Annotated in this window: 2 protein-coding genes and 1 tRNA gene; 1 reads left to right on the plus strand and 2 read right to left on the minus strand. The window is 47.7% G+C overall.

The genetic code is table 11. The features are described 5' to 3' along the window. Nucleotides 1-84: 84 nt before the first annotated feature. Nucleotides 85-1,410 carry a nucleotide sugar dehydrogenase gene (locus tag OEM52_14695; GenBank protein ID MDK9701383.1) on the minus strand — a complete coding sequence of 442 codons (1,326 nt, stop codon included), beginning with the start codon at nt 1,408-1,410 and terminating at the stop codon, nt 85-87. Between the two features lie 392 nt (nt 1,411-1,802). Then, the gene (locus OEM52_14700; GenBank protein MDK9701384.1) at nt 1,803-2,354 is read right to left on the minus strand and encodes a hypothetical protein; all 552 of its coding nucleotides are present in this window, start codon (nt 2,352-2,354) and stop codon (nt 1,803-1,805) included. Nucleotides 2,355-2,694: 340 nt separating this feature from the next. Here OEM52_14700 and OEM52_14705 point away from each other — a divergent pair. After that, nucleotides 2,695-2,771 (plus strand) — tRNA-Lys (locus OEM52_14705). Nucleotides 2,772-2,974: the final 203 nt, after the last annotated feature.

The raw sequence follows: 2,974 nt of genomic DNA on the forward strand, positions 1-2,974 counted from the left end.
AGTCTAACCTACCGAATGTCAGACAAGTGCGTCTAACCTAAATGTTTCGGACAAGATTGTCCGACGAATGAGAACGAAAACGAATCAACCGAGACCGACTGCACGATAGCGCAACGAGCCAAAGTTCTGGCCGCGATACTGCCGCCAAAGATCATATACAATGCCGTTCTTGTTCATGGCATTCAGAAAGGTCTCTGCTGTGATGCGACCATATTCTTCACCAAGAATCGTTACAATCGCAGCATCAGCATTTTGAAGCGCGGCTTCGATTTGCTCGTAGTATTCAACCGATGCGCCCAACTCAAGTTTTGCATTGGCAATCGCCAGGGGATCCTGCAATCGGATGACATAACCGATTTGAGCGAGCAACCGCGCCAGATTCATCGCCTGCGATTCTTCAACAAGTGGGGTGCGAGGTTTGTAAGCTGCGCCAAGAATTGCGATAGTCGAACCAACCGGCAAATCGCTACGAATCCATTCGACAATGCGTTGCTCTTGCCAACGATTCGTCTCATGGGTGGTTTTCGCAAGATTTGCATTCATGCCAAAGTCGGCAGCGAGACGTACAAATGCGCGGTTATCGCGGGGGAAGCATGGTCCGCCGAATCCTAACCCTCCGCGCAATACTTTACCACCGATTCGCAAATCTTGTCCGATGGCTTTCGTGATGACATCGACGTCCCCGCCGGGAAGCTTTTCGCAGAGCTCAGCGAGCATATTTGCATAGGTGATTTTGGTTGTGACGTAACAATTGAGCGAAATTTTCGCTAACTCAGCATTAATAAGACTCATACGGGAGATCGGTGGGTCGTTAGGACAAAGTACTTTATATATCTCTTCGAGTTTTTGTCCGATCTCCGGTTCCGATTCACCAACCAACACAAAATCGGGATGGGTAAAAATCCGGATTACATCCCCCATCGCAATGAATTCGGGGTTATAAGCGAGCGAGAATCCGATTCCGAGTTTCTTTCCTGAAACTCGTTCCACCAAGGGTACCATTGAATTGTTCAGGGTTCCCGGCATCACCGTGCAACTCACAACAATGCGATGTTTCTTCGATTTCGTTTTCAATTGCTCGGCAATGGCGATTAGCGATGCTTCCAGCTGTTCATTACCATAGGTGCCGTCTGATTGTGTTGGTGTTGCAACTACAATGAAGGTGGTGTCGGAGTTTTGAATGGCGTCGGCATAATCGAGGGTTGCCCGCAACTTTCCACGAGCATTCTTTAGAACGCGATCCAGATCAGTCTCGACGTAAGGGACTTCCCCGTTGTTAATCGACGTAATTAAACTTGGGTTTACGTCGATACCAATCACCGGATACCCGACCTCAGCGAGACAGCCCGCCATACAGAGTCCAAGTTTCCCGAGTCCAACCACTGAAAGCGTTTCTTCTGTGTGGTTCATAAAGCATTCCACTAACTATAGTGTTTACGTTGTAACTCTCTCACGAGAGTCATCCGTGGGGATAAGTAGCAAAGGGAGTGCCAAAGGTAATAGTTAAAGTAGATAGTGAAGTTTACAGGGTATGAAAGAATCGAAAGTTAAGAGTATGGGCAGATTTTGCCGACATTATCAGCCGTTTCTATCCATATCATTTATCGATAGGAAAGAAAATCCACTCACGGTATGAACTTGCAAGGCGGTGTTTGCTTACTTCAATCTTGAATGTATGAGAGCGTTGTTTACGGTTATAGGATGCTCTTGTGTATCGATCCTTTCAAGCGAATTCAAAACAGGAATAAACAAAAACCCCCGGCAGTTCGCCGGGGGTCAAAGTGGTGTTTAAAAAAGAAGAATTACTTCTTGCCCATCTTGCTTGCCGGGGCTTTCTTGGTGCCTGCTGGTGCAGCTTTCTTCGCGCCCTTCTTGTTCATATCGTCAAGCATTTGCTGAGCGTTGGCTGCAGTCGGGGTACCTGCGTACTTGGCTACGATGTCTTCCAACATTTTCTTCTGGACATCCTTCTTCTTTTCCTTGGTCGCTACGTCGAAGTCAGCCTTTGCCTTCATGTCCTTCGCTTGCATTGCAAACGGGGTGTCACCGTATTGGGCAATCACGTCGTCATACTTGCCTTCGTTGAACAATTTTTCGGCGAGCTTGTTCTTCGCTTGCGAGGCAAACGGGGATTCCGGATAGGTGCTCAATACTTCTTCAAATTTGCCTTCGTTAAAGAGGCCTTCGGCCAACTTGTCCTTGGCTTGAGCAGCAATCGGAAGATTCGCATATTGTGCTAAGATTTCCGCGTACTTGCCTTGGTCGAACAATTTCTGTGCTTTTTGCTCTGGGGTCGCGCAGCCAACTAACATGGCAATGGCTACGACCATGATCACAAATAATGCCTTCTTCATGGTATTTCCTTTCTTGATCCGCCGTCCTTCCAAAACGGTAAGGTTACGGTCGGTTCTTCCAACACCCGCGTCAGGGGGTGATTCCGGTCTGTACTCAATGCGTAGCAAAGCTCGCGGTGTTACAGACGCATTAATATACGAGAGTTATCATTCAATGTCAAGTAGCAAAATGTGCTTGCTTTTCCTATGTCAATATACGATATTGAAACTCTGTTGGCGCTAAGTTTGTGGTTCATTTCCCAATCCTCAATATCACACAGCCTTTTCCGGTGTGGACGCTACGTTGCGGGAAAACAAATCGTATCTTACTGATGCACTTTCGGTCAACCGTTAATCCCATGGGGGAGTAGCTCAGCCAGGTAGAGCACCGGCCTTTTAAGCCGTGGGTCCCGGGTTCGAATCCCGGCTCCCTCACCATGGAAACCTCATCGCTCCGATGAGGTTTTTTTCTGAGCTTTTTACCGGTAACCGATGGCTCCACTCGGTTCCGAACCACATCCACCCTATATTTCCGACATTGTACTGTTTCACTTTTTACCGAATCCGACCATGGTTACGATTAACGACGTCACAACGCCTGCCGAATTGGCAATCCTCCGTATGCTGTTTGAGGAGTATGT

It is taken from the genome of bacterium, from assembly GCA_030247525.1.
Taxonomy (GTDB): domain Bacteria; phylum Electryoneota; class JAOADG01; order JAOADG01; family JAOADG01; genus JAOTSC01.